The following is a 21,008-nucleotide window of genomic DNA, read 5'->3' as shown; positions in this document are numbered from 1 at the left end:
ATCAGGGAAGTCAAAATTTATGAATTTATTGGTAAGCGCCAAGGAATCTTTGTTTGATATTGCTCAACAGGAGCGTCTAAATAACGAAAGGCATGACCGGGGCCGGTTTTTTTTCTTTCTCACGTTACTGTTTTACAGTGCCTATATGGCGCTTATGCAATCCGGCTGGGTATTCAGTGGTGAAATGTGGGCAGAGATGGCCACTAATTATTTTCTGAATGCCCAGAGTGTAGATCTTTCGCAGCAGCTTTTCGCGACCGACTATGGTTATATTCCACTGTTGCAGCGTCTTTTAGCGCTGTTTGCACAGTCGCTGGGTGCTCCTGCCGAAGCGATACCATACTATTACACCTGGAGCGCTATTTTACTATCGGCGGCTTTGGTTGGTTCATTTTGTCTGCCTATTTTTAGGTATCTTATTTCTTCCGATGTTTTGAGATTTCTGTGTTCGATATCCGTATTGCTAATCGCCGATTTTGAGACTAGAACCTTTATCAATTTTACATATTTTGGCGTATTCTTTATAACCATATTGCTTGCACTTTCGCTTGCGCGGCCCGATATAAAAGCTCCTTGGTGGGCGTGGATCATCTGCCTGCTGGCGTTATCGAAGCCTGTCGTATTTGCTGCTATTCCAATGCTCATGGTAGTGGCGGCTTTTTCCAAAGGTAGCTTTCGAATTATATCAATAGTTACAGTGGTTTTATGCGTTTTTCAGCTATATATGATATTGAACAGCCACTCTGCAGGGACGCATGTTTCAACTGTTGATTTCTCTTGGTTTCAAAAATGTGATGCAGCGCTTCGATATGGCCTTGGTTTTCTAGGGTCATTTATTTTCGGCCGGCCATTTATTTTCGAGCATCCCAGGCCTCTTATATGTGGCGGGCTGGTGCTAGGTATTATAGCGATGACGCTGTTCCGAATGCGAACCCCTGCCAATGCGCTGATCGTCGCAGGCCTATCACTCATTCTCTTCAATGCGGTGCTATTTTCTTTCACATTGACCGAGCAGTGGAATATAGCGAAATTAGATATGCTCAGAGCAGTGCCCCTGTATCGACATACTGTGGTGGCTTTCTCTGGATGTATACTGGTGGCTGCAGGGTGGATAGCAACGGTTACAAATAGCGTGAGCCTATCTGAACATAGGGGGGTGCGGCTTTTACCTCCGGCGATTTTTTTACTTTGGTTCGTCTTTTCCGGATGGGCTTCTTTCTCTGCCGTATTAAATAAAATGCCGCTGTCGCCGACGCTTAATAGCTCTCAATGGCAAAACATGGCTGAGGCTATTGATGGAAACGGCCCCATATGTGTTCCAATAAATCCCATGGGATGGGCATACAGGCGTGATTGTACTAATTTATCTCTTGACCTTGATCGAAGTGTTCCTTATGGCTATAAGCTGGCCACGCAGGGTAGCGGGAATATGCAAATGCCAGTCCCAGCCTCTATTCTGGGTAGACATGTTTTGTCGTTGGCCGTACTGGTCAAGTCAACGACTACCGGTTTGACTTCCTTGAAGTTGACAGTGGTATTAAAGCTCAAATCAGGGGCTGTTTCTATATTTTCAGGCGATGGCCGCGTCCCCTTGTCGGGGGGGGTACTTTTGTTGACGGCAGACGCTCCAGTGGATGCTAACTTGATAGAGTCCGCATCCCTGCAGGTAAAACAACCAACACAAATAGGATACTTTTTAAACGATCCAGCCAATACACCCGCCATGACTTGGTACGGCTATTAATGTGCGTTCAGGTCGGGCCAGTTCCCACGTTCTGTCGAGCAACGTCATGAGTTCCATACGCGCTGCGAGCTCATAATACAGGGGCTTAGGGCGGCGGCGCGTCGGGTGTATGCTGAGATAACGCTAGGACGGTAAAGCGCTCTGGTAAGTATGGTTGTGGTGAACACCATTCACCTACCTTAACCGCCCCTTGCCATCAGTAGGTGGTCAGTCATAGGATGACTGACCACAACAAAAACCAAGGACCGCTCCATGCGCACCCCGCTGTTGTTCGTCGCTTCCGCACTCGCCGCTTCCCTTAGCCTCCAGGCCCATGCCATGACATATGCCTATATCTCCAGCCCCGATGATGGGCTGATCTCCCAATATCGCCTCGACGAAGCCAACGGCGCTTTGGCGCTGGTGGAGCAAACCCAGGCCGGCGCACAGGTGAACCCATTGGCGTTAAGCCCGGATGGCAAGGCGCTGTATGCGGCGTTGCGAAGCAAGCCATACACCGTCAAGGGCTACAGCATAGCCCCCGGCAGTGGCCACCTCAGTGCCATTGGCCAAGCCCCACTGGCCGATAGCCTGGCCTACCTCGCCACCGACCGCAGTGGCCGTTGGTTATTGGGCGCATCCTATGGCGGCGACTTGATCAGCAGCCAGCCGATCGCCGCCGACTACCAGCCGGGTGCGGCCATTCAAACCGTCAAGACCGGCCCCCACGCGCACTCGGTACGCACGGACCCCTCGAACCACTTCGCCTATGCCGGCAACCTCGGCGCGGACCATGTGCTGCAATACCGTTTCGACGCAGCTACCGGGCAGCTTTCGCCGATCGGCAGCGGTTATGTGAGCACACCCGCCAAAACCGGCCCGCGGCATATCGCCTTTTCGCCGGATGGGCGGTTTTTGTATGTGGTAGGGGAAATGAGCGGTACTGTGACAGCCTATGCCATCGACCCACACACCGGTGCGCTGAGCGAACGGGGTTCGGCTTCCGGCATTCCGCCAAGCCTTGGCCTGGTCCATGGCGAGGCGCGTGACGCTAGCAACAACAACCTCGAAGGTGACCCCACCCGGCGTATCTGGGCCGCCGATTTACGGCTGTCTCCCGATGCCACGCTGCTCTACATGACCGAGCGCACGTCGAGCACCGTATCGGCGTTCAGCATCGATGGCAGCACCGGCAAGCCCACGTTCGTGGGCAATTATCCGGTGCAGGAGCAGCAGCCACGCAATATAGCCTTTTCGCCCAATGGCCGTTGGTTGTTGGTCACCGGCGAAAAAAGCGCCACGGTCGGCAGCTACGCCATCGGTGAACATGGCGCGCTGAAACGCGTGAGCGAAGCGCCGTCTGGCAAGGGCCCCGTGTGGATCGAGGTGTTGCAGCCTTAACCCGGAACGGCAACTCGCTACCGAGGCTGAATATTTTCGGCTGTTTCGTTGTCTTAGTTCAACTTGCCGGCCTAGGTTGATGAAGGATCGCGATGAGCAAAACCGCCTCGGCATTCGTCCCGACCGCAGCGTTCACGTTGGCCGTGGGCCTGCTGTTGGCGGCGCTGGGCAGCGGTTGGCTGATGCATACCAACCAGGTGCGCGTGCAGGCCGCGGTGGCCGAGGCCGCACAGCGTACCGTTGACGCTGTACTCAACCGCGTGCGCCTGTACCAGTACGGGCTGCGCGGTGCGCGCGGTGTAGTCGCGGTGCTGGGCGAGCAAAACCTGACCCGGCCGTTGTTTCACCGTTACGCCCAGACCCGTGACGTTAACGCTGAGTTTCCCGGTGCGCGGGGCTTTGGCTTTGTGCGGCGGGTGCGTGCCGCCGACCAAGCGGCGTTCATCGAGCGCGCCCGCGCGGACGGCGCACCGGCGTTCGACGTGCACCAACTCACCGCCCAGCCCGGCGACCGCTTGGTGGTCCAGTACCTCGAGCCCGCGGAGGCCGGCCAAGCGGCCATTGGCCTGGATATTGCTTCCGAACCGGTGCGCCGTAGCGCGGCACTGGATGCCATTCGCAGCGGCGAGGCTCGGCTGACCGGGCCGATTACCTTGTTGCAGGCCACCGGCAGGCCGGAGCAATCGTTTCTGATTTTAATGCCGGTGTACGCCAGCGCCGCGGTCCCGAGCAATGAGGCTGATCGCGAAGCACAGGCTGTGGGCCTTACGTTTGCCCCACTGTTGATGACCGAGATGCTGGCAGCATTGGCCCTGGACTTGGATAACCAGCATGTGATGCTCAGCGACGTCACCCACCCCGGCCAGCCGAAGGTGTTTTTCAACAGCGCTGTGCCGGAAGGGGAGCAGCTTTACCCCCAGCAACTGCAAGCCGACGTGTTTGGCCGCCGCTGGCAGTTGGACCTGAGCGTGAGCTCGGCCTTCATCGAGCCATTGGGGTTGCTCTCACCCGGCTGGGTACTGCTGGCCGGGTTACTCGCCAGCGTGCTGCTGGCCGCGGTCGCGGGCGCCGTTGCACTGGGCCTGTACCAGCGCCGGCAAATGGCCGGGGCACGCATGGAGTTGGGCTCGCACGCCGACAGTGCATCCGCTGCGGTTATTGGCCAAACGCTGCAAGGCCGGGTCGGCAGTTGGAACCAGGCTGCCGAGTTGTTGTTCGGCTACAGCGCCGAGCAGGCAGTGGGCCGTTCGCTTACCGAATTGGTGGTGCCCGCTGCCCGGGCGCACGAAGAGCAGCACATGCTGGCCCGCATTGCCGCAGGTGAGGTGGTGGGGCAGTTCGAAACCGAGCGGCACAACCAACTTGGCGAGACGCTCGACGTGTCGATTAGCCCCTCACCCGTATACGACCCCCGTGGCAACGTGGTCGGTGCGTCGCTCACGGTGCGCGACATTTCCCTGCAAAAGGCCCAGGCGGCGCAGATCATCAAGCTCAACGCAAAGCTGCGTGCGCAAGTCAACGACAGCATGGCCACCAACCGCGCGATCCTCGAGGCGGTGATCGACCCGGTGCTGACGGTCGATGCCAACGGTTGCGTGCGTTCATTCAACCCCGCCGGCACCCAGTTGTTTGGCTACGGGCCGCAGGCCATCGTCGGCCAGAACGTGAAAAAACTGATGCCGCGCGTTTATTGGCGGCTGATCGACCGGTTGATCGCCCGTGGCATGCGCCAACGCAACCTGGCGCAGCAGCGGCGCTTCGAGATCAGCGGCCAACGCCAAGACGGCAGTATTTTCCCGGCCCGGGTATCGGTAGGCATAAAGAGCAGCAACGACGAGCGAGTGTATGTGTGCGTCGTCAGCGACATCACCTTGCAGCGCCGCCAGCACAGTGAACTGATGGCCATGCGTGACCAGTTGTTACTGGCGGCAGAAGCGGCCGAGTTGGGTATCTGGGCCTGGGATTTGGCCACGGATGAGGTGCACTGGAACGAGCGCATGAATCACATCTATGGGCTCCCCAGTACTGCCGGCGATGGCAAGGTGCTGCTCCAGTGCTGGCTGCATCGCCTGCACCCGGCCGACCAGGCGCCTACCCAGGCGGCGCTGAACGCGTTGGTCGAGTCCGGAACCCCCTACGCCGTGGAGTTTCGGGTAATTCTCGGCAGCGGCCAGGTGCGTTACGTAAAGGCCGCCGGCAAGGTAGAGCGCGGCTTGGACGGCAGGCCGAAGCGGGTGACCGGGATCAACCTCGACATCACCGCCCAGCGCGAAATGGAAGCGCGCCTGCGCCAGGCCAAGGCCCAAGCCGACGACGCCAGCGCGGCTAAGTCGGCATTCCTGGCCAACATGAGCCATGAAATTCGCACCCCGATGAACGCCGTGCTCGGCATGCTGCAGTTGATGCAGCGCACGGCGCTGGATGCGCAGCAGATGGACTACCTCGCCAAGGCGCGCCAGGCCGCTACGTCGCTGCTGGAATTGCTCAACGATGTACTCGACTATTCCAAGATCGAAGCCGGTAAGCTGGCGCTGGACCCATACCCCTTCGAGCTCGATGCCTTGCTGCAAGAGCTGGCCGTGATCATGGCCGGTAACCAAAGCAACAAGGAAGTCGAAGCCGTCTTCGACATAGACCCGCGCATCCCACCCTGGCTGGTGGGCGATGCGTTGCGGCTCAAGCAAGTGCTGGTGAACCTGGCCGGCAATGCGCTGAAGTTCACCCTCCAAGGTGAAGTGGTGGTGCGCCTGAGCCTGCTGCACCGCCTCGGCCGCGGGGTAGGGCTGCGTATCGCGGTGCAAGACAGCGGTATCGGCATCGGTGCCGACCAGCGCGAACGCATTTTCGAAGGCTTCAACCAAGCTGAAGCCTCCACCACCCGCCGCTTTGGTGGGACCGGCCTGGGGTTGGTGATCAGCAACCGCCTGGTCAGGTTGATGGGCGGCACATTGCAACTCGACAGCGAGCCTGGGGTGGGTAGCCGCTTTTGGTTCGACATCGTGCTGGAGGCCGACCGCTCGGAGGCCCACGTGCAGCCGCCTAACCGCGGCCGCCCGAGCTGGCGCCTGCTGGTGGCCGACGACAACGGCACCAGCGCCGATGTACTCGCCCGCACGGTGCGTGCCCAGGGTTGGCATGCCGACGCGGTGAGCAGCGGCTTCGAAGCCGTGGCGCGAGTACGCGACGCCGTGGCGCAGGCCAACCCCTATGACCTGCTATTGATCGATTGGCGCATGCCCGAGCTTGACGGCCTGGCGGCCGCGCGCCAGATCCATGACAGCCTAGGTGCGGCCGCCCCACGGATGATCATGGTTACGGCCTACTCCGACGACATGCGCGCCACCACTGGCGCCCCGGGCGAAGATTTCGTGGCCCTGATGACCAAGCCGGTGACACCGCTGCAACTGCGTAATGCGGTGTGCGATGCCCTCGGCGGCGCCCCGGCCCAGCGCGTGCTGCCACCGGCCCAGCGGCCATTGCGGCTTGCGGGCCTTTACGTACTGGTGGTCGAAGACAACGCGCTGAACCGCCAGGTGGCCAGCGGCCTATTACGCGCTGAAGGCGCCCGCGTGCGTTTGGCCGAGAACGGCCAGGAGGGCACCCTGGCGGTGCTGGCCGGGCCAGAGCCTTATGATGCGGTGCTGATGGACGTCCAAATGCCAGGGATCGATGGCCTGGAGGCGACCCGGCAGATCCGTGCCGACCCGCGCTTCACCGGTTTGCCGATCATCGCCATGACCGCCAATGCCGGCGCCGAAGACCGCACGGCCTGCCTGCAAGCGGGTATGAACGACCACTTGGGTAAGCCCATCGACCTGAACCACTTGGTTGATGTGGTGCGCCACTGGGCCGGCCGTAGCAAAGCGCCGCCACCGCTGGCTGCCACCCCGGCACGGGCGGCCGGCGGTTTGTTGGAAGATTGGAACGCAATCATGGCGCGCTTCGATGGCGATCTACCCTTGTTGCGCCAGGTGCTTGGCGTATTCGTTAGCGATTGTGGGGCGTTACTCCAGCGCCTACGCCAACTGATGGCCGAGCCGGACAGCCAAACGGCGAGGGCGGTGTTCCACGCGATCAAAGGCAGCGCCGCCACCATGGGTGCCCAGGCGTTGAGTGAGCGGGCCGGGGCGTTGGAACTGGGCATGAGCCGAGATGACCCGGACGTGCTGGCGGCGTGGCGGGCAGGCACCTGCGTCGATGAGCTCGCCGAGCTATTGCAAGGCAGCGCCCACGCCTTGTGCGAACGGTTGGGCGAAGCACAGCCGGAGCCAGGCCCAGAGCCCGGCACGGCGCCCGCAGCGCTGCCCCCGGAGCAGTGGCGTGGCCAGTTGTTGCAGTTGGAGGTGGCCCTGCAAACCGGTAACCTGCAGGCCCTGAAATGGGTACAGCAACTGGCCGAGGGCGCCCCAGCGGCAGCGGCGGCCTGGTTGCCACGGCTGGCGGGGCAGGTTAAAGCGCTGGATTTCAAAGCCGCCCTGGGTACCCTGCGTAACCTGCGCGAGACGTTGCAATGACCCCTTTCATGGACTACTGGGCCCAGCAACTGGGGCGCCCGCCGCGGCTGCTGGTGGTGGACGACCAACCGGCCAACATCTTGGCGCTTAACCAATTGTTCTGCCAGGAGTGCGAAGTGTTCATGGCCACCAGCGGCGAACAGGCCCTGCAGCAGGCCGAGGCGCAGCGGCCCGACTTGATACTGCTCGATGTGCTGATGGCCAGCATGGATGGCCATGAGGTGTGCAGGCGGCTGAAGGCCAACAGCCTCACCGAGGCGATCCCCATTATCTTCGTGACCGCCCACCGCAGCGAGGCCGACGAAGTGCGGGGGTTTCAACTGGGCGCGGTGGATTTCATCAGCAAGCCGGCCAACCCGGTGATCGTGCGCGCGCGGGTAGAGGCACACCTCAAGCTTAAGCTGCAGGGCGACCTGCTCCGCCGCGTGGGGCTGCGGGATGGGCTCACCGGGCTGGCCAACCGCCGGCATTTCGACGAGCAACTGAGTGTGCAGTGGCGCCAATGCCTGCGTGACCAGCAGCCGTTGGGGCTGATCTTGCTCGATATCGACCATTTCAAACGCTACAACGACCACTACGGGCGCTTGGCCGGTGACGGCTGCCTGCGCACGGTGGCGCAGGCCCTGAGCAAAGCCCTGCAGCGCCCGCAAGACCTGACCGCGCGCTATGGGGGCGAGCAATTCGCCTGCCTGCTGCCACGTACCGACCTGGACGGCGCGCGCCATGTTGCCGGGGCGTTGCAAATGCGTATCGAAGCACTGAGGCTCGAGCACGAGGCTTCCCCGCTGCACGGGCGTATCACGTTATCGCAAGGGGTCGCGGCGCGAGTGCCGCACGCCGAGGAGGGCCCACAGGTGCTGGTGGAGGCGGCCGCTGCCCAATTGCACCTGGCCAAAGCGAGCGGCCGGGCAACCTATTGCGTCCAGCCGGGGTAAAGTTTGCTTACATAGCTACCCTGGCAAGTATTTCCCAGTGCGCTAGGGTTGTTTCGGGTGGCCCAGGAAGGGCCGCATTTGAACTGTTAAGGAGCCTTTCATGCGTACCACCGTACTGTCTTCGTTGTTTGCCCTTGCATTGGCCGTCACCCCGCTGGTCAGCACTGCCAACACGGGTGCCCATACCGCGCCGGGCGCGCCAGCGGCGGCCAACAGCCTGGCCAAGGTCAACCTCAATTCGGCGGATGCCGACACCTTGCGCCGCGAACTGGCCGGCATCGGCCAAGCCAAGGCCGACGCCATTGTTGCCCACCGCGAAGCGCATGGCGCTTTCACCTCGGTCGATGAACTGCTCGAGGTCAAGGGCATCGGTAAGGCCTTGCTCGACCGCAACCGCGACCGGCTGGCGCTCAACCCCTAACGGCCCGCCATGCCTGGGGGCGTTTGTGGCCCTCAGGCAAACCGCACTAACAGCGTGGGCAAAAATGCTTCCCACCTTCCTCGCGCCAGCCCAGCTCGGCGATCCGTGCTTCGGCTGCCGCGCCTTTTGCGGCTTCGCCCAGGGTGGCATCCACGGCGAACTCAAAGGCCAGGCTGTTGCCGCAGGCGTCGCAGTTCACGCTCCAATTATGAATGGCCAACTCTTTGAACGCCGGGCCGTTGGCCACGGCGGTCCAGCGGCCCACCGGGTTGATCAAGTGGCGCACTTTGTCTACCGCCAGGCGCATGAACAGCTCACGGCTGCCTTTAAGCGTCACCAGCAGCACGTCGCCGGCATGGATGGCGCCGCCATTGCCGGTGACCTGGTAGCGCCCTGGGGTTAAGGCGCGGCACTCGATCAGGGTGTGCTGCGGGGTGAGCAGGCTGTAGCGGAAATCGTGTTCGACCATGGGGCCTCCAAAAAGGGCGCGCAGTGTAGCATGGCCAGCCACGGCTAGCCCCACGCCCCGAGCGCACGCAAACCAAACGTGCCGCGACCTTCAGGCGTGCCGGGCATCAAGCATTCACCCGCGCTTGCTCGGCGAGCCGCACGATGGCCTGGTCGAGTTCATCCAGCGCTGCCTCGGCCGCGGGGTTGGCTTGCTTGAGCAGGGTTTCGCTGCGCTGGCAGGCGCCGCGCAGTTGCGGCACGCCGCAATAGCGGGTGGCGCCGTGCAGCCGGTGCACCCGTTCGATCAGCGCTTCGGGGTCGGCGGCTTCGCGGGCGTGGCGAATGGCTTGGCGGTCTTCATCCAGGGCGGCCAGCAACATGGCCAACATGTCCGCGGCAAGGTCCGGCTTGCCCGCAGCCAAGCGCAGGCCTTCGTCGTGGTCCAGTACCCGCTCTTCGTGGCCGTTGCTGTCGCCCTCGCTACGGCCTGGCGCCGCGGCGTGCAGGCTCAGGCCCGTCCATTTGAGCACGGTTTGCGCCAATTGCCGCTCACTGATGGGCTTGGTCAAGTAGTCGTCCATGCCACTGTGCAGTAGCGCGCGCTTTTCATTGGCCATGGCGTGGGCGGTCAGCGCTACCACCGGCAGGGCGGGACCGGGGCGGTCGGTTTCCCATTGGCGGATTTTTTCGGTGGTTTCGCGCCCGTCCATGTCGGGCATCTGCACGTCCATCAGTACCAAGTCGAAATGCCCTTGCTGCACCGCCTGCAGGGCGGCGCGGCCGCTGTCCAGGGCAACCACCTCGGCGCCCATGTCTTCGAGCAGGGTTTGCACCAGCAGCAGGTTGGCGGGGTTGTCGTCCACGCACAAAATGCGCGGTGCACGGCTGTCGTCGCTGCTGGCCGGCAGCGCCGCGGCCGGCTGCTGGCGCCCCACCAGCGCGCTCAAGGTGCGGCGCAGCGTACGGTTGTAGGGTGGCTTGGGTTGCAATTGGTTGTGTGGGTCTGGCACCGCCCCGTGGTACACGGCCAAGTCGTTGGTCGGGCACATCACCAGCACCTGGCAGCCATGAGTGTCGAGTTCAGCCAGGTAAGCTTTCAGGTGCTCGGCGCTCAGGCTGGCTTCGGCCACCCCCAGCACTGCCAGCTCGAACGGCTGGCCGGCGCGGGCGGCAGCCGCTACGCTGTCGGCCATGCGCTCCAGGCTGGGGAATGAGGTCACCAGCAGGCCACAGTCTTCAAGCTGGTGCTCAAGTGCCTGGCGTGCCAGGTCGTGAGGTTCGTACACCGCCACCCGGCGCCCGGCGAGTATGGCCGGTGGCAGGTCTTCGGCGTCTTCGCTGGCCCTGGGCAGCGGGATGCTGAACCAAAACGTAGAGCCTTCCCCTGGCGTGCTGTCGACACCAATCTCCCCGCCCATTTGTTCCACCAGGCGCTTGGATATCACCAGCCCCAACCCCGTGCCGCCAGGTTGCCGCGAGAGTGAATTGTCGGCTTGGCTGAAGGCTTGGAACAACGCCTGGATGTCTTGCGCCGAGAGGCCGATGCCGGTGTCTTGCACGCTGATGCGCAGTTGCACGTGCGCTTCGGTTTCGTCCTCGAGCATGGCGCGGGCAACGATGGTGCCTTCGCGGGTGAATTTGATCGCGTTGCTGACCAGGTTGGTGAGGATCTGCTTGAGTCGCAGCGGGTCGCCGATCAGTGCCAGCGGGGTGTCCCGGTAAACCAGGCTAACCAATTCCAGGCCCTTGGCATGGGCGGCTGGGGCAAGAATGGTGAGGGTGTCTTGCAACAGGTCGCGCAGGTTGAATGGGGTGGCATCGAGCACCAGCTTGCCGGCTTCGATCTTCGAGAAGTCGAGGATCTCGTTGATGATGCCCAGCAGGTTATCGGCGGATTTCTCGATAGTGCCCAGGTAGTCTTGCTGGCGCTGGGTAAGGTCGCTGCGCTGCAACAGGTGGGTAAAGCCAAGGATGCCGTTGAGCGGCGTGCGGATTTCATGGCTCATGTTGGCCAAGAACTCCGACTTGATCCGGCTGGCTTCCAACGCTTCGCGGCGGGCCATGTCCAGTTCGATGTTCTGGATCTCGATGGTTTCAAGGTTCTGGCGCACGTCTTCGGTGGCTTGGTCCACACTGTGCTGCAGTTCTTCGTGCGCGTCGCGCAGGCTGGCGGCCATGCGATTGATGCCGCTGGCCAGTTCGTCGAGTTCCTGGCTGCCCATTGGCGCCAGGTGGGTGTCGAACTTGCCGCTCTGGATTTGCGCCACGGCGGCCTTGATGCGGCCCAGGGGCAGGGCAATGCTGCGTGCGATCTGCAGCGCCACCAGCAAAATCAGCAGCAGGCCAGCGCCGATCAGCAGGGTGCTGGCAAACATCATCCGGTAACCACGCAACAAGGTGTTGGTGTGCGACATCTCCACCTCGACCCAGCCCAGCAGGCGGTCGTCTTCACTGGGCAGGTAAATGCCGGAAAGCGCGCGGTGGCGGCCGAACACCGGCTGCAGGTAGCGGGTGGCGTCATTGCCGCTGACCTGCTGCAGGCGCGAGGTGTTGCCGGTGGGTATGGTATTGAGCATGGTGGGCCCGGCGTGGGCCACCACGCTGCGATCCACTGCCAGGAACGACACGCTGCGCACGTCGGGCTGCTCCAGCGCCTGCGCAGAGATGCGCTCCAGCCGTTTGGTATCGCTGCCGGCCAGCGCCGGCGCCACCAGCGGGGCCAGTTGCTCGCAGACCATTTCGCCGCGGCGCAGCAGCTCCGCACGCAACTCGCCTTGTTGCAGCCAGGTGAAGTACCCGCCCAATACCAGCGCCATGCCGATGGCCGGCAGCATCGCCAGCAGGATTACCCGCCCGCGGATTCCCAATTTTCTAAACACAGCCACTACCCCAGCCCAGGCCCATGGGGCGCACGATAGCATTTTTTATGCAGGCTTCAGGGGGGGGCCGTGAATATGCCGGGGGTGATAACCCGCGGCGTTCATACCGTCGATGCTGTAGGGTAGGCTGCATGATAAACCCGCGCACGGTACCAGCGGCGCGCCGGGCGTGGGCGAGTCTAGCGAGGCGACCCATGAGTGTTTGGTCTTGCACGTTGGCCGCGTTCCGTGGGCAGGTTGCCGCAAACGTGCCCGTGCCCAGTTGCGGTGCTACCGCCTGCGTATGCGCAGCCTTGGGCCTCGCCTTGCTGCTGATGGCGCTACGCAATGCGCAGCACAAGGCTCCGGATGCCGACCGCCAGCGCCTGATTGAAGCCGCTGAACGCCTGTTGCCGGCACCGCCGTCGCACGCAGCCACCGACGGCAGGCAAAATGCGTTGAATGTCACCCTCGGCGCATTGGCCGGGGCGTGCTCCTGCCTGGAGGGGCTGGAACCGGTCGAGGGCAGCTTGCCGTGGGTCGCCGCGCCCCTGCAAAGCGAGCTGGTGGCCGCCGCGTTGATTCTCCACGCCGGGCTTTCGGCCTTGCTACTCAACGTAGCGGCCGATGCCGGCGAGCTGGATGCCGCACAAGAGGCCCTCGATCCGCAGCAGATGGCGAGCCAACTGCAAACCGCGGCGGACGAAGGGCTGCGGCGTATTCGCGGTTAGCCCTTGCTGTGGGTCGAAGAACTGGGTGCGATCGCCACCCCGCGTGGCCCGGCCACACCCCATATCGCTAAGCCAACCAGCGGCAGTATGAAAATAAGCAGCGTCCAGCCGGCCTTTGCGCCGGTGCTTTTGGTGCTGCGCCACACGCTCACGATCGCCCAAATATCGAGCAGTAAAATGATAATGGATACGCCGATGCCAAACAGTGAGGTGTCCATGGTCCAGTCTCCTTATCAATCAGAGTGTGGCGCGTCAGGGGTACACAAAAAGCCTGCTTGCCCTCTACGTCAGGTAGCAGGTACCCCGACGATGCCATCCGCCACGGGGGCGTCGATGTGGTTGCTGCCCGGCGTCAGGATGACCTTGCGGCAATCTTCTTGTTTTTTGTCGAACAGCTTGTAACCCTCCGCCGCCTGTTCCAACGCCATGCGGTGGGTGATGATGGTTTCCGGGGTGAGCTTGCCCGTTTCGATAAGCCCTAGAAGCTCTGGCAGGTACCGTTGCACATGGGTTTGGCCCATGCGAAAGGTCAGGCCCTTGTCGAAGGCATCGCCAAACAAAAAACCGTGGATGAAGCCCGCATATACTCCTGGCACGCTCACCACCCCGCCGCGCCGTACCGCGGCGATGCATTGGCGTAACGCCTTGCCGCTGCTGCCTTCCAACTTGAGGGTGGCCAGTACCGTTTCGGTGGTGCTGCCCTTGGCCTCGAACCCTACGGCATCGACCACGCCGTCTACACCGCGCGAGCCGGGGGTTTGGCGGATGATCGTGTCGGCCGGGTCGTCGTCCTCATCGAAGTTGATGGGCGTTACGCCATACGCCTGCTGCGCATACGCCAGCCGGTAGGGGTGATGATCCACCATGAAAATCCGTTCGGCGCCTAGCATTTTCGCCACCGCAGCACAGAGCAGGCCCACGGGCCCTGCACCGTAAATGGCGATGCTGGAACCGGCACCGATTTCGGTGTTTTTTACCGCCTGAAACGCCGTGGGTAGGATGTCCGACAAGAACAGCACTTTTTCGTCGGCTAATGTGCCCGGCACCTTGAAGGGGCCCCTATTGGCTTTCGGCACCCGCACATACTCGGCCTGGCCACCGGGCACGCCACCATATAAATGGCTGAAACCAAACAAGGCGGCCCCCGGTGGAATCGCCTTTTTGTTAAGGATCGCGCCGCGCCCGGGGTTGGTGGTTTCACAAGCGGCGAACAGCTCGTGCTGGCAGAAGAAGCAACTGCCGCAGGCGATCACGAACGGGATCACTACGCGGTCGCCCGGCTTTACCGCGGTTACGCCGGCGCCAGCTTCTTCGACCACCCCCATGAACTCGTGGCCGAAAATATCGCCGTGTTCAACGCTAGGGATCTTGCCCCGGTAAAGGTGCAGGTCCGAACCGCAAATCGCCGTGGCCGTCACCCGCAGGATGATGTCGTCCGCGTCTTGCAAAACGGGGTCGTCAACGGTGTCGACTTTGACGTTATGCGCACCGTGGTAGGTGAGTGCTCTCATGGTGTAGCCCGCCTTCTGTGATTGGCTTCTATAGCAGCAGAGGCAGCGGCCACGCGGTAAGTTCAGCGCACTTCGGGTGCGGGCGGATTGGCGGTCGGGGCGCTACACCGCAGGCGATTCCCCCCCGGCTAATGTGGCGTTTCAGGCCGGGCTGCTAAAGATTGCCAGGGCGCGATGGTTCAATGCCACGGTGGGCCTTCGGCAACACGCTGGACGAAACCGCCTGATTCTCAGCTATACCCTACCGCTGTGGTAACCGGCCCGAATACTGCTTACAGCCTCTGTACCGTTCATACGAGATCCTGACTATGCAAGATGCTCTCAACCTCTGGCCGTTGCTGGGTGTGGCGGCCATCGTCGTAGGCTTTGCCCTGCGCCTGAACCCACTGCTGGTGGTGGCTTTGGCAGCGATCGTCACCGGCTTTGCCGCGCACATGCCCGCCGAGGCGTTGTTGGCCGCCATCGGCGCAGGCTTCATCAAAACCCGCACGCTGCCGCTGATCATTCTGTTGCCGCTGGCTGTGATCGGCCTGCTCGAACGCCATGGCTTGCGCGACCATGCCCAGCATTGGATCAGCCGGTTTCGCGGGGCCACCGCCGGGCGCCTGCTGATCGGCTACCTGTTCGTGCGCGAAACCACCGCTGCCCTGGGCCTGACCAGCCTGGGTGGCCACCCGCAGATGGTGCGCCCGCTGCTGGCGCCAATGGCCGAAGGCGCCGCGGTGTCGCGCCATGGCACCTTACCGGCAGCGGTGCGCCAGCGCCTGCTGGCGTTCTGCGCGGCCACTGACAACATCGGGCTGTTCTTCGGCGAAGACATCTTCGTGGCCTTCGGTGCCATTGCCCTGATGCACACCTTCCTGCTCGGCGCTGGCATCGATGTGGAGCCGCTGCACATCGCTGTATGGGGTATTCCCAGCGCAATCAGTGCATTCGTTATCCATAGCCTGCGCCTGTACCGGCTCGACCACTACCTGGCGCGGCACAAGGCCACCGCCGCTGCGCCAAGTGCGCAGGAGGGTGCCCGATGATCCTGTCCATTCAATACCTGTACTGGCTAGCGGGGGTGGTATTGGCAATCACGGCGGGGATGATCCTGTGCGACCGTGACCATCCAAAGCGCTGGGCCAGCAGTGTGTTCTGGGGCCTGTTCGCCGTGGCGTTCCTGGTGGGCGAACGGCTGCCACCGGCCGCAGTGGGGGCAGGGGTGCTGGTGATGGCGGCGCTGGCAGGCTTCGGCGGCGTAGGCATCGGCCGCTACCGGGCGTTGGCCGAGGGTGCCCGCCAGGAAGCGGCGCGGCGGCTGGGCAACCGTTTGTTTCTGCCGGCGCTGGCCATCCCGTTGCTCACTGTGGCGGTCGCCCTGGGCTTGAAGAATGTGCACATCGGCAGCCTGGCATTACTCGACCCAGCCAACACCACCTTCGTCGCCCTGGGCGTGGCCAGCCTGGTTGCCCTGGCGTTGGCGTGCCGTACCACGGGCGACACGCCATTGCAGGCAATGCGCGAGTCGCGCCGGCTCACCGAAGCGCTCGGCTGGGCGCTGGTGCTGCCGCAGATGCTGGCCATGTTAGGCCTGGTGTTCAATGACGCCGGCGTGGGCAAGGCGGTGGCGCACCTGGCGACCGCCTACATCGACATGGACCTGCGGCTGGTCGCGGTGGTGGTTTACGTGCTGGGCATGGCACTGTTCACTATAGTGATGGGCAACGGCTTCGCTGCCTTTCCGGTGATGACGGGCGGCGTGGGGGTGCCGATCCTGGTGGGGGTGTACCATGGCAACCCGGCGGTGATGGCGGCCATTGGCATGTTCTCCGGTTACTGCGGCACGCTGCTTACACCCATGGCGGCCAATTACAATATCGTGCCGGCCGCCCTGTTGGAGCTGCCCGACAAATACGCGGTGATCAAGGCCCAGATACCTACGGCATTGGCCATGCTGGTGGTCAATGTGCTGTTGTTGTACGTATTGATGTAAGGGTCACCCACCGAGGTGGCCGCGCCAAGGCGGGTGCGCTGCCCCAGCAGTTCGCACCCGAATTGGCACGGCCACAAAGGCACCGTCAACTGCGGGTACATCCCCCTGGGTTCACTGCTGCCACGTATCGAGCAGCACTTGGTCGAGCACCTGCCTGGCCCCCCATGGGCGGGGGTCGTTGACCACCGCCACCACCGCGTAGGTATGGCCTTGTTCATCACGGCTGAAACCCGCGATGGCGCGCACGGTGTTCAAGGTGCCGGTCTTGATATGGCCCTCACCCACCAGCGCGGTGCCCTGCAGGCGTTTGCGCATGGTGCCGTCCATGCCCACCAGCGGCAACGAGCTCATGTATTCGGCTGCATAGGGGCTGCGCCAGGCGGCTTGCAGCAGCGCCGCCATCTCCCGGGCACTCACCCGTTCGGCGCGCGACAGCCCCGAGCCGTTTTCCATTACCAGGTGCGGTGACACCAAGCCCTTTTTCGCCAGCCACTGCCGGACCATGCGCTGGGCCGCCTTGCCGTCGTCGGCATCGGCGTCGGTGCGGTATTGCGCGCCGATGCTCAGGAACACCTGTTGGGCCATGGTGTTGTTGCTGTATTTATTGATGTCGCGGATGATCTCGGCCAGGTCTGGCGAAAAGGCCCGTGCCAGCAGCTTGGCGCTGCCCGGCACTGGCCCTTCGCGGTCACCGCCCTGGATGCTGCCGCCCAGTTCTGCCCAAATAGCGCGCACGGCGCCCGCGGTGTAGGTGGGGTGGTCGAGCAGTGACAGGTAGGTTTGTGAACTGCAGCCATTGGCCAGTTGCCCGCTCACCACCACGCTGATGCTGCCGTCGGCTTGGCTGACCGGGTTGTAGCGCACATCGCCCCCGCATTTGTCGCCCGATTGCGCCTTGACTTGGTTGTCGATGCGGATGCTGGCGATGGGCGGCTCGGCGGAGACCACCACCCGGCCGCTGTCATTACGGGCAATCATGCGCAGGGCCTTGAGGTTGACCATCAGCGCGTCGGGGCGTACCAAAAACGGCGCGTTTTCATCGCCGCCGTCGTCGTCGAATGCCGGCAGGGTGGCGGGTTGCTTGAAGTAGCTGCGGTCCAACACCAGGTCGCCGGTGATCTGCTGCACGCCATTGGCGCGCAGATCGCGCATCAGTAGCCAAAGTTTTTCCATGTTCAGCTTGGGGTCGCCGCCGCCTTTTAAGTAAAGGTTGCCGCGCAACACGCCATTACTCACGTTGCCATCGGTGTAGAACTCGGTTTTCCACTGGTAGGTAGGGCCCAGCAGTTCCAGCGCGGCGAAGGTGGTCACCAGTTTCATGGTCGAGGCCGGGTTTACCGACACGTCGGCGTTGTACAGCGTCGGCACGCCTGGCCCGTCGAGCGGCACCACGGCCAGCGACAGTGCATCGGCGCCCAACTTGTTGGTTTTCAGGGCTTGCTCGACCTTGGCGGAAAGTGCCGCCGCGTTGGTGGCGCTAGTGGCGGTGGGGGCCTGGAGCAGCAGGGGCAACAGCAGGCTGGCGAAAAGAACGGGACGCAGGGATTTTGTCATGGATCGCAGGGCCCTTAGGGCAAGGTATAGGACGGCGAGGGCAACCGATTATGGTCGTTGCGGGCGCCCGGCTTCAAGTTGCAATACCGCTGCCGTAGCCTGTGGCGCAAATGAGCGCCTTCCATTGGCTGCGCCATCGGCTCGCCGTCCTGCTTGCGTCGGGCGCCCCGGCCCTCCACACTTCGCCCCTTTATCACTGTTGAGGAACTGCCCAATGGCTACTAACCGTTCGCGCCGCCTGCGCAAAAAGCTTTGTGTCGATGAATTCCAGGAGTTGGGCTTCGAAATAAACCTGGAATTCAAGCAAGGCTTGCCGGAGCAGAGCGTGGATGCCTTCGTCGAGGCGTTTCTGGCCCAAGCCATCGAGGCCAACGGCTTGGATTACGTGGGTGCCGAAGACTACGGCTTGGTATGCCTGGGCAAGCGCGGCTCGGTCAGCCCAGCGCAACGCGACCAGGTAGAGGCCTGGCTCAAGGGCCGCGAAGAGCTCGACAAGGCCGAGGTCAGCCCGCTGATGGACGTGTGGTACCCGGAAAAACCCATTAACCCTGCCGCCTAAGGCCGCTGGGGCGAGCGCCGTGGCTGTAAAGGCGCCGCCGCTACCGGCCTGGTCACCTTCAGGCTTTGCAGGCCGGTGGCCCTGGGCGCGCCGGCCGCTGTTCGCGGCCATGGCGCGGGCCAAGGCAGGCCGCGCCATGGCCCAGGCAAGGCCCGGGGCGCCTCACAGGCCCTCGAGCTTCTTGCGCTCCCGCGCCAGGTCCGCGGTGCTCAGCGGTACGTAGCCCTCAGCACTGTCGGTCTGCTGGCGCACCAGTGCCTGCCCTTCATCGCTCAAGGCCATACCTAGGTATTGCTTGATGAACGGCTCCAGCGGCTGCCCGGGGGCGGCATTAACGAACAAGTGCAGGTAAGCCGACAGCGGATAATGGCCTGCTGCTACATCGTCCAGGCCGGGGCCATAGGCGGGTTCGCCAGGTGCCCGGCTCAATGGCACGATGCGCAGCGCGGGGGCAAGTTGGGCGGCATTGGCCCAGCCGACCACCGCGATGCCATGGTTGTCATCGGCCACTGCTTGCAACACCGCGGCGCGGTCGGCCAACGCCTCGTATTTCGGGCTGAACGGCAGGCCCGCGAAGCGCGCCATACGCAGATTGGTGGCAAAGCCGCCATCGTCGCGCAACCCGTACACATGAATGCGCCGGGCTGCCCAGGGGCCACTTAGCTCGAGCTGCCCCCAGGTGTTGATATCGCCGCCTGGCTGGCCGGCAGTCATGAGCTTGGCCAATTGTTCCATGCTCAGCTGTTTCAGCGGGTTGTTGGGGTTTACATACACCGCCGGCGGCGTTTTGCCATGGGCACGCGGGCCATAGCCCGAATAGCCGATGCGGATGTCCAGTGGCTCGTGGCCAAACACCTGCTTGAACCCGTTCATATCCCCCAGCCAGGGTTCACGGGCCAGCGGTGCGATGGCCGTGGCGCCGGCGGCCAAGGCGGGTAGCCCGGTGCTGGAGCCCTTGGCGGTCAGTGCAAAGCGAAACCCGGGGTGTTCGCGCACGAACAACGCATTGAGCTGCTCGATCAGGGGTTGCATACCGTCGTTGCCGATAATCGAAATTGCGCCGTTATCGGTCAAGTAACTGGCCTTGGTGGGCATTTGCAGGGTGTCGGCGTAGGCCTGGCTCAGCCACAGGCTTGCGGCCAACAGCGCGCTACGGGTGATGAGTGGGATCATTAGGGTGCTACCTCGTCCAGTTTCGCCCGCTCGGCTTGGGCTTGTTCGGCTGTCAGCGGAAAATACCCGTTGGGTTGGCTGGCGATGATCTGTTGGCCCTGGCGCGACAGCACGAAGCGCAGGTATTCACGCACCACCGGGTCCAGGGGTTTGCCGGGCTCGCGCCGCAAGTAGAGGTACAGGTAGCGGCCGTAAGGGTAGCGGTCGGCGGTCACTTGCGCCGGGGTGCCGGTGGTGGTGGCAGCACCGTCGGCGCCGGTGATCGGCAACTGCTTGATGTCAGCGTTCTCCAGCCCGATGGCGGCGACGGCCAGCCCAGCGGGGTCGGCCGCCAAGCGGTGCAGAATCGCTTCGGTGTTGTTGTAGGCCTCATAGCCGGGCACCAAGGGCCGCCCACCCAGATGGTTGGCTTGCATATAGGTGCCGAAGCCGGTGAATTCCGGCGTGCCATACGGGTGAATGCGCCGCTCGCGCCAAGTGTCCGCCAACCCCAATTGGCCCCAGGTAGATAAATCACCGTCGGGGTTACCGATACTGACCGCCCTGGCCACTTGCTCGGCGCTGATCTGGGCGAGGGGGTTGGCGCGGTTCACGTAGGCGGCCAGCGAGGTGGCCAAGTGCTGGGAGGTATCATTGGCGGCATGGGCGATGCGGATTTCCAGCGGCGGTGCCCCCACGGCCTTGGTGAATGCTTGAGTTTCCAGGGGGTTGATTTCCCGGCCCATTGCGCCGAACAGCGTTACCCCATAGGTCAGCAGCGGCACGGCACTGGTGGTGCCCTTGGACTCGTCCCTGAAGCGCCAATCAGGGTGGCTTTTTACCAGCGCTGCATTGAAGCGCTCAACGATGTAACGCACGTGCTCGGCACCACCTATGCGGATGGCACCGTCATCGGCGAGATAGCGGGCGTGCACGTCGACGGTAACCGGCGTTGGCTGGAAGGCCGGCAGCCCGGCATCGACGGGTATCGAGTTGGCGGCATGTAACGGGGTGGCCATGTACGTGGCGCTGGCCAGTACGATGCCGTGAAACAGGGACCTCTTCATGATAGTTCCTTGAAGGCGGGTTCAGAATGCCAGGGCGGCTTTGGCGGTCAGTGGCGGCGCCTTGGCCAGAACGGGCATTCACGCAGCACTGCTTGGGTAACCGTTTGCGACACCGCAACGGGCCAGGTGTGGCGGGGCAAGCGGGGGACAAGGG

16 protein-coding genes are annotated in these 21,008 nt (G+C 62.9%); 9 read left to right on the top strand and 7 right to left on the bottom strand.

The genetic code is table 11. The features are described from left to right. Nucleotides 1-19 precede the first annotated feature (19 nt). The 5 genes from HAQ05_RS25305 to HAQ05_RS25285 all read left to right on the top strand — a co-directional run bounded on the left by HAQ05_RS25305 (nt 20) and on the right by HAQ05_RS25285 (nt 8,994). Nucleotides 20-1,744, top strand: a complete 1,725-nt coding sequence (locus HAQ05_RS25305) for a hypothetical protein (RefSeq protein ID WP_190426295.1) — start codon at nt 20-22, stop codon at nt 1,742-1,744. A 252-nt stretch (nt 1,745-1,996) separates the two neighbouring features. After that, nucleotides 1,997-3,124, top strand: a complete 1,128-nt coding sequence (locus HAQ05_RS25300) for a lactonase family protein (RefSeq protein ID WP_190426292.1) — start codon at nt 1,997-1,999, stop codon at nt 3,122-3,124. 92 nt (nt 3,125-3,216) lie between these two features. Next, entirely contained in the window at nt 3,217-7,638 is a 4,422-nt protein-coding gene (locus HAQ05_RS25295) for a CHASE domain-containing protein (RefSeq protein ID WP_190426288.1), read from the top strand. Then, nucleotides 7,635-8,573, top strand: coding sequence for a diguanylate cyclase domain-containing protein (locus HAQ05_RS25290; protein ID WP_190426285.1), 939 nt, complete (start codon nt 7,635-7,637; stop codon nt 8,571-8,573). Before HAQ05_RS25295 ends, HAQ05_RS25290 begins: the two co-directional genes overlap by 4 nt. Nucleotides 8,574-8,673: 100 nt before the next feature. Then, on the top strand, nt 8,674-8,994 hold the full coding sequence (locus HAQ05_RS25285; protein WP_190426273.1) for a ComEA family DNA-binding protein: 321 nt from the start codon (nt 8,674-8,676) through the stop codon (nt 8,992-8,994). A gap of 46 nt (nt 8,995-9,040) precedes the next feature. Here the strand turns inward: HAQ05_RS25285 and HAQ05_RS25280 are convergent, their stop codons facing one another. Then, on the bottom strand, nt 9,041-9,463 hold the full coding sequence (locus HAQ05_RS25280) for a hypothetical protein (protein WP_190426270.1): 423 nt from the start codon (nt 9,461-9,463) through the stop codon (nt 9,041-9,043). A 106-nt stretch (nt 9,464-9,569) separates the two neighbouring features. Next, nucleotides 9,570-12,323, bottom strand: coding sequence for a response regulator (locus tag HAQ05_RS25275; RefSeq protein ID WP_190426267.1), 2,754 nt, complete (start codon nt 12,321-12,323; stop codon nt 9,570-9,572). 194 nt (nt 12,324-12,517) lie between these two features. Between HAQ05_RS25275 and HAQ05_RS25270 the strand changes: the two genes are divergently transcribed. Beyond that, nucleotides 12,518-13,033 carry a cyclodeaminase/cyclohydrolase family protein gene (locus HAQ05_RS25270; RefSeq protein WP_190426265.1) on the top strand — a complete coding sequence of 172 codons (516 nt, stop codon included), beginning with the start codon at nt 12,518-12,520 and terminating at the stop codon, nt 13,031-13,033. Here the strand turns inward: HAQ05_RS25270 and HAQ05_RS25265 are convergent. After that, nucleotides 13,030-13,251 carry a PLD nuclease N-terminal domain-containing protein gene (locus tag HAQ05_RS25265; protein ID WP_190426262.1) on the bottom strand — a complete coding sequence of 74 codons (222 nt, stop codon included), beginning with the start codon at nt 13,249-13,251 and terminating at the stop codon, nt 13,030-13,032. The genes HAQ05_RS25270 and HAQ05_RS25265 overlap by 4 nt on opposite strands. A gap of 69 nt (nt 13,252-13,320) precedes the next feature. Beyond that, entirely contained in the window at nt 13,321-14,544 is a 1,224-nt protein-coding gene (locus tag HAQ05_RS25260; protein WP_190426260.1) for a zinc-dependent alcohol dehydrogenase, read from the bottom strand. Between the two features lie 308 nt (nt 14,545-14,852). Between HAQ05_RS25260 and HAQ05_RS25255 the strand changes: the two genes are divergently transcribed. Together HAQ05_RS25255 and HAQ05_RS25250 are read left to right on the top strand one after the other, a co-directional pair. Continuing rightward, nucleotides 14,853-15,575, top strand: a complete 723-nt coding sequence (locus HAQ05_RS25255; protein WP_190426258.1) for a DUF969 domain-containing protein — start codon at nt 14,853-14,855, stop codon at nt 15,573-15,575. Beyond that, the gene (locus tag HAQ05_RS25250) at nt 15,572-16,522 is read left to right on the top strand and encodes a DUF979 domain-containing protein (RefSeq protein WP_190426256.1); all 951 of its coding nucleotides are present in this window, start codon (nt 15,572-15,574) and stop codon (nt 16,520-16,522) included. The genes HAQ05_RS25255 and HAQ05_RS25250 overlap by 4 nt, the downstream gene beginning before the upstream one ends. Before the next feature lie 111 nt (nt 16,523-16,633). Here HAQ05_RS25250 and dacB read toward each other — a convergent pair whose 3' ends face one another. Continuing rightward, nucleotides 16,634-18,076 (bottom strand): D-alanyl-D-alanine carboxypeptidase/D-alanyl-D-alanine endopeptidase, encoded by a 1,443-nt coding sequence (gene dacB, locus HAQ05_RS25245; RefSeq protein WP_190426254.1) that lies wholly within the window; start codon nt 18,074-18,076, stop codon nt 16,634-16,636. Nucleotides 18,077-18,290: 214 nt separating this feature from the next. On the opposite strand from dacB, the gene HAQ05_RS25240 reads away from it, so the two are divergent. Further along, a complete protein-coding gene (locus HAQ05_RS25240) occupies nt 18,291-18,635 on the top strand; it encodes a 50S ribosome-binding protein YggL (RefSeq protein ID WP_190426252.1) in 345 nt (114 codons plus the stop codon). Between the two features lie 162 nt (nt 18,636-18,797). Here the strand turns inward: HAQ05_RS25240 and HAQ05_RS25235 are convergent, their stop codons facing one another. Both HAQ05_RS25235 and HAQ05_RS25230 read right to left on the bottom strand, forming a co-directional pair. Continuing rightward, nucleotides 18,798-19,808, bottom strand: a complete 1,011-nt coding sequence (locus tag HAQ05_RS25235; protein WP_190426250.1) for a PstS family phosphate ABC transporter substrate-binding protein — start codon at nt 19,806-19,808, stop codon at nt 18,798-18,800. After that, the gene (locus HAQ05_RS25230; protein ID WP_190426247.1) at nt 19,808-20,854 is read right to left on the bottom strand and encodes a PstS family phosphate ABC transporter substrate-binding protein; all 1,047 of its coding nucleotides are present in this window, start codon (nt 20,852-20,854) and stop codon (nt 19,808-19,810) included. The genes HAQ05_RS25235 and HAQ05_RS25230 overlap by 1 nt, the downstream gene beginning before the upstream one ends. Nucleotides 20,855-21,008 lie beyond the last annotated feature (154 nt).

Source organism: Pseudomonas typographi (genome assembly GCF_014694385.1).
In the GTDB taxonomy this organism is placed as follows: Bacteria; Pseudomonadota; Gammaproteobacteria; order Pseudomonadales; family Pseudomonadaceae; genus Aquipseudomonas; species Aquipseudomonas typographi.
The sequence above is the reverse complement of the archived record's forward strand: the minus strand, read 5'-3'. Positions and strand labels throughout refer to the sequence as shown.